6 protein-coding genes are annotated in these 6,580 nt (G+C 58.8%); all 6 read right to left on the bottom strand.

What is annotated here, in order from left to right; genetic code table 11:
• Positions 1-366: winged helix-turn-helix domain-containing protein (locus tag EOA60_RS13705; RefSeq protein WP_164899297.1), on the bottom strand; the 366-nt coding region annotated here is incomplete at its 3' end.
• A 130-nt stretch (positions 367-496) separates the two neighbouring features.
• The gene (locus EOA60_RS13700) at positions 497-2,149 is read right to left on the bottom strand and encodes an ABC transporter ATP-binding protein (protein WP_127335969.1); all 1,653 of its coding nucleotides are present in this window, start codon (positions 2,147-2,149) and stop codon (positions 497-499) included.
• Positions 2,149-2,973, bottom strand: a complete 825-nt coding sequence (locus tag EOA60_RS13695) for an ABC transporter permease (protein ID WP_128311486.1) — start codon at positions 2,971-2,973, stop codon at positions 2,149-2,151. Before EOA60_RS13695 ends, EOA60_RS13700 begins: the two co-directional genes overlap by 1 nt.
• A 9-nt stretch (positions 2,974-2,982) precedes the next feature.
• Positions 2,983-3,942, bottom strand: coding sequence for an ABC transporter permease (locus tag EOA60_RS13690; protein WP_127335782.1), 960 nt, complete (start codon positions 3,940-3,942; stop codon positions 2,983-2,985).
• A 14-nt stretch (positions 3,943-3,956) separates the two neighbouring features.
• A complete protein-coding gene (locus tag EOA60_RS13685) occupies positions 3,957-5,540 on the bottom strand; it encodes an ABC transporter substrate-binding protein (RefSeq protein WP_127335781.1) in 1,584 nt (527 codons plus the stop codon).
• Between the two features lie 133 nt (positions 5,541-5,673).
• Positions 5,674-6,580, bottom strand: a 907-nt coding sequence (locus EOA60_RS13680) for a 2-hydroxyacid dehydrogenase (protein WP_128311485.1), incomplete at its 5' end; no start/stop codon positions are given.

The following is a 6,580-nucleotide window of genomic DNA, read 5'->3' as shown; positions in this document are numbered from 1 at the left end:
GCTCGGATGGAAGCTGCCGAACGCACCGAGCTGATTTGAATACCAGATATGGAGAAGAGCTTCAGGGAGGTCTTTGACTGCCTCACCTTCGGCGTTGCCGCCGCCGATTTTACGGCTTGCTCCCTTCGACGGCAGCCCAACTATGTAAAACCCCGATCTCGGGCGAGCTTCGCAAACACCTTCAGCTTCTAAGAGTTCGTATGCATGATGGACGGTTATCGGGCTGTAGCCGGTGTCTTCGCTCAATTGCCTCACTGATGGCAGTCGGTCACCGATCTTCAGCGTGCCAGTGCGGATGCGCTGCTTGATAAGATCAACGATGACTTCGTAGCGACGAACGCCCGGGGCTTGTGGGAGAAGACTCATAGGGCTTCTATTCCAACGGTTGCCACGCCCAAGGTATCAGCAAATACTCGCTTCAGGCGCCACGAACATTTGTTGTGCGACACATCCTTGACCCAGCCTTTCTTGATCTGCGCCAAGCGTGTGGTGCCGACTAATTTCCCGCACTCGCCATAGTCCTCCCAACGATGGTCTTCTCAAGCCAACCCAGCTCCATCTCCGGAACGGAAGACAGAAGCAGGTTCGTATAATCATCAAACGGCGGCTTAAGCACCTGGTGCTTCGGGCCATACCGAACAACTTCGCCACGGTACATCACCGCTATTGAGTCAGCTATCGACTTCACCGTCGCGAGATCGTGAGTGATGAACAGGTAGGCGACGTGTTCGACCTGCTGAAGATCGAGCAGAAGTTTTAGGATGCCATTCGCAACCAGAGGATCGAGTGCGGAGGTAACCTCGTCGCAAATGATGAGTTTTGGCTTGGCGGCCAACGAACGCGCGATACAGACGCGCTGCTTCTGGCCGCCAGAGAGCTCGGCCGGGTAGCGGTCGACAAAACCATTGCCCATTTCGATCTCGTCGAGCAGCTCCGCAACGCGCTTGTCGCGTTCCCTGCCGCGCATGCCGAAATAGAATTCCAGCGGCCGGCCGATGATAGTCCCGACGGTCTGGCGGGGGTTCATCGCCACGTCGGCCATCTGGTAGATCATCTGCAGCTGACGCAGATCCTCCTTCGGCCGGTCGGTAAGCCGGTTGGCAAGTGGCCTGCCGTCGAAAGTGACAGTGCCTTCCGTGGGCGGTAGAAGCCCGGTGATGGCGCGCGCCAGTGTCGATTTGCCGGACCCGGATTCGCCGACGACGGCCAAGGTCTGGCCCGGATAGATGTCGACCGAGACCTTCTTCAGCACCTTGACGTTGCCGCCCCCGTACGCAGCGGTGATATTCTTCACCGACAGGAACGGCGTTGCGCCAGGCTTCTGCTCTGCGTGCTCGATCTCGTGCACGGAGACCAGGGCGCGCGTATAATCTTCGGTTGGTTCCTTGATGATCTGTCTCGTGTCACCACATTCGACCAGCCTGCCGTGGCGCAATACCACGATCTCGTCGGCGACCTGGGCGACAACGGCAAGGTCGTGGGTGATATAGAGCGCTGCCACATGGGTGTCGCGAATGGCGTCCTTGATCGCTGCCAGCACATCGATCTGGGTCGTCACGTCGAGCGCCGTGGTCGGCTCGTCGAAGACGATCAAGTCCGGTTCCGAGCACAGCGCCATCGCCGTCATCACGCGCTGCAGCTGCCCACCGGAAACCTGGTGCGGGAAGCGCTCGCCGATCGTTTCCGGATTGGGCAAGCTGAGTTTCTTGAAAAGCGCGACGGCGCGTTTCTCGGCTTCGGCCCGCGTCGCCATCCCATGCAGCAGCGTGGCTTCCACCACCTGGTCCATAAGCTTGTGCGCCGGGTTGAAGGCGGCGGCCGCCGATTGTGCGACGTAGCAGACTTCGCGGCCGCGCAGCTTGCGGAAACCTTCCTTGCCGCCCTTTAGGATGTCGCGGCCGTTGAGAATCACCTCTCCGCCGGTGATGCGCACGCCGCCGCGGCCATAGGCCATCGAAGACAGGCCGATGGTCGACTTGCCGGCGCCGGACTCGCCGATCAGGCCGAGCACTTTGCCCTTTTCGAGCGTCAGCGACACGTCATTGACGAGAACGATGTTCTTCGTCGGTTCGCCCGGAGGGAACACCATCGCCTCGATGCGCAGGTTGCGGATGTCGAGCAGCACGGATTTTTTCTGCTGGTCAGCCATCAGCCGCGTCCTCCCTTCAGGCTTGTCGTGCGGTTGAGCACCCAGTCGGCGACCAGATTGACGGAAATCGCCAGCATGGCGATCGCCGCCGCCGGGATCAGAGCCGCGCCAATGCCGAACACGATGCCATCCTTGTTCTCCTTGACCATGGCGCCCCAGTCCGCATTCGGCGGCTGGACACCGAGGCCGAGGAAGGACAACGTCGACAGAAAGAGCACGGCGTATATGAAGCGCAGGCCGAGTTCCGAGACCAGCGGCGACAGCGCGTTGGGCAGGATCTCGCGGAAAATGATCCAGCCGCTGCCTTCGCCGCGCAGCTTCGCCGCCTCGACGAAATCCATGACATTGATATCGACGGCGACAGCCCTGGACAGGCGATAGACGCGGGTCGAATCGAGAATGCCCATCACCAGGATCAGCGTCACCAGGTTGGAGGGCAGCACCGAAAGCACCACCAGGCCCATGATCAGCGTCGGGATCGACATCAGGAGATCGACAAGGCGCGACAGGATCGTATCGTACCACCCGCCGAACACCGCCGCCGAGAAGCCGAGTATGGCGCCGAGCGAGAAGGACAGCGCTGTGGCAAGCACCGCGATGAACAGGGTTATGCGGGCGCCGTAGATCACGCGCGAGAACAGGTCACGGCCGAGATTGTCGGTGCCCAGCCAATGCGCCGACGACATCGGTTCCCAGACATCACCAATGATCTCGCCATTACCATGCGGGGCGATCCAGGGTGCGAAGACGGCCGCCATCACAAACATGGCTGTCAGTACGATCCCGATCAGCGCCGGGATCGGTATGCGTTTGAGGTCTACCATGCCAGGCGCCTATTTCGGATGTCTAAGGCGGGGATTCGCGACGATAGCCGCTACGTCCGCAATGATGTTGAGGCCGATGTAGACCGAGGCGAAGATCAGTCCAACCGCCTGCACCACCGGCACGTCGCGCTTGGTGACATGGTCGACCAGATATTGCCCCATGCCCGGATAGACGAAAATCACTTCGACCACGACGACGCCGACGATAAGATAGGCGAGGTTAAGCATGACGACATTGATGATCGGCGCGATCGCATTCGGGAACGCATGCTTGCGGATCACGGCGAAGGCCGAAAGCCCTTTCAGTTCGGCCGTCTCGACATAGGCCGACTGCATGACGTTGAGGATCGCCGCGCGCGTCATTCGCATCATATGCGCAAGCACGACCAACGTCAGGGCCGTAACTGGCAGAGCGATTGCCTGCATGCGCTCGAGGAAAGGCATGCCGTCAAAGACGGTCGAGATGCCGGGGAAAATCTGCCACTTCACGGCAAAGAAATAGACGAGCACATAGCCAATGAAAAATTCGGGGAAAGAGGTCGAGGCAAGCGCGAGACCGGAGATTAGCTTGTCGACCCAGCCATTGCGGTAGCGCACCGCGATCACGCCAAGGATGATCGCGAGCGGCACGGCCACGACCGCGGCCCAAAATGCCAAAAACAGAGTGTTCCACAGCCGGCCCTTGATAGCGCCGCTGATCTCTTGCCCGCTCGTCATGGACGTGCCGAGATCGCCGGTAAGCACGTCGCCAAGCCAGCGGAAATACCTGACATAAGCGGGCTCATTGAGACCCAGCTGTTCTCGCAAATTGGCGAGCGACTCCGGCGTCGCCGATTGCCCAAGAATTGCTTGCGCAACGTCACCGGGAAGGATCTGGGTACCGGCGAATATCAGGACCGAGACGGCCAACAGCAGCATAATGCCCAGCGCAATCCGCTGGGCACCAAGTTTCACGATAGAAGAGGACATCTACTGGTTCCGATTCACCCGGCAATCCAGCACCGTGACAGGGCATAGTACCCTGACAGCTCATAATTCGGATCGTCGATCCAGCCCTCAACCTTTGCGCCCGTCGCATCAATGAACTGGTTGAACATCGGGACGATGGTACCGCCCTCCTGATTCACAATTGTGCCCATGTCCGCGTAAATCTTCTTACGTTTCTCGGGATCCAACTCGGCTCGGGCCTGGAAAAGCATTTTGTCGAACTTGTCGTTCGCGAATTGCGATTCGTTCCAGTCAGCTTTGGAGTAGTATCCGACGGAATACATCTGATCCTGGGTCGGGCGGCCGCCCCAATAGGAGGCGCAGAAGGGCTGCTTTTGCCAGACTTCTGACCAGTATCCGTCGCCCGGTTCGCGCTTAATCTCCAGCTTGATGCCGGCCTTGGCAGCACTTTGCTGGAACAACTGTGCGGCATCGACGGCACCGGGGAAGGCGACGTCTGACGTTCTTAGCAGCACGGTGCCGTCATGGCCGGACTTCTTGTAGTGGAACTTGGCCTTGTCGGGATCGTATTTGCGCTGCTCAACCTCGGTGAAAAGCGGGTATGCGGCGTTGATCGGAAAGTCGTTGCCGACCGTGCCATAGCCGCGCAGCACTTTGTCCAGCATCTCCTCACGGTCGATCGCAAACTTCAGAGCCATGCGCAGGTCGCTATTGTCGAATGGCGCCGTCTTACAGCGGGCGACAAAGACGTAGTGGCCACGGCCCGACACGTTCCGGATGGTCATGCCAGGTACCCGCTTGATAAGGTCGACGAGTTTTGGCTGGACAAAGTTGACGATGTGCACCTGGCCGCTCTGCAACGCGGACATACGGGCAGTCGCATCATTGATGACAATGACTTCGACCTGGTCGGCAAAGCCGCGGTCGTCGCGCCAATATCCGGCGAACTTTTCGCCCCCGAGACGGACGCCGGGTTCGTTCACGGTAACCTTATAAGGGCCGGTACCAATCCCTGCGGCAGGGTTGCCCTTGCCGCCATTCGGCTGAATGATCAAGTGGTAGTCATCCATTAGGAATGGCAGGTCGGCGTTGGGGTCCTTGAGCGTGAAGACCACATTTTGGCCGTCGACAGCAATCTTATCGATGCCCTGCATGATGCCGAGCGCGCCCGACTTTGAATTCTTGTCGGAATGGCGCTCCATAGTGGCAAGCACGTCGGCCGGTGTCATTTCCTTGCCGTCGTGGAACTGCACACCCTTGCGGATTTTGAAGGTCCAGACCTTTGCGTCCTTCGAGGAACCCCACTCCTCGGCAAGCGCCGGCTGAAGTCCGCCCTTGGGATCGATCTGCACAAGCTGCTCACCCCATGCGCGACCGAAGGTGATGTCAACTGAGGTCGAAAAGTGGGCTGTGTCGAGAGTGTCGGTGGCTGCTCCGCCCTGCAGGCCAGCTTTCAGTACGCCTCCCTTAACTGGCGCCGCGGCACGCGCTCCGTTCAACAGCAGCGAGCCGGCGAAAGGGGCGCTCAAGCCCAAAGCAGCTGCGCGTCCGAGAAAGTCACGACGGGACAATCGTCCCCTTACAACTTGCTGGCTAAGTCTTTGCATTTCATCTGTCATTTTAATTCCCCTTTTTTCTATTTGCGGCGGATTAACTGCACTTTACCGATAGTGACCTCATATGATCGACGAACTATTGGCGATCTCTCAATCGCGCAGCGCTACCGACCTTTCTCGATTTCGTAGGTATGCCTTAGTATCCAAGGTCAAGATCGATTTTCCACGCGAGTGGCGTGTTGTTTGCAAACTGGTTCAGGCTCTCGATCGATCGAGAAATGTTCCGATCTAGAACGTCGTCCGCATTAACGGCCTGATCCCCGGTGCCTATGACGTTCGGCAGCCGCTGTATTCCGGTCCGGGAAGGAGCTGGGAAATGGTAGGTGGCCGGGTACGCGTTCTTGTAGTTCCACCAGACGTCCGCGCCGTAGCCGACAATCTTTCCGCTCTTAAGCGCATCGTACAGCGGCTTCTCCTGGATAAGGTTGCCACGCGCAACATTCACTAGGATCGAACGATGCTTCATCGCTGCAATTTCGGCCGCGCCAATAAACGCTTCGGTTTGCTGGGTTATTGGGGTCGACAGAACGACGTAGTCACTCTGAGAGAGAACGTGATGCAGCTTGTCGATGCCGAACACTTCATCAGCGACGCCGGCACCGCGCTCTGGATGGAGGCGGACTCCCAGGACCCTCATGTCGAAGGCTTTGGCGCGTTTGCCGATCGCTGATCCGATCTGCCCAAGACCAATGATTCCGATCGTCCGCCCGTCCATCATTCCCGAGCGTGTGTGGTCGGCGAAGACCTCCAGCGGGTCGCCAGTGACGCACGCCTGATGCTTGAAAAGAAGACGCTTGGCCAACCCCAGAATGATCGCCATGGCATGCTCGGCGACGGGGACGCTATTTGCTCCACGGAGGTTCGTGACTTGCACGCCGAGCGTCTTGAGACGCTGAAGATCGAGCTCGTCGCAACCCGTGTGCATCCAGCAAATCAGCTTGAGTTTTTTGGCGATATTCAAAGCGCCATCTGGCATCACCCAGCCGACGAAACAGTCGACGTCGCTGATGGTATCTGCGATTGACTCCAGAGTTAAATCGAAC

The organism is Mesorhizobium sp. M1A.F.Ca.IN.020.06.1.1 (assembly GCF_004023265.1).
GTDB lineage: Bacteria > Pseudomonadota > Alphaproteobacteria > Rhizobiales > Rhizobiaceae > Mesorhizobium.
The sequence above is the reverse complement of the archived record's forward strand: the minus strand, read 5'-3'. Positions and strand labels throughout refer to the sequence as shown.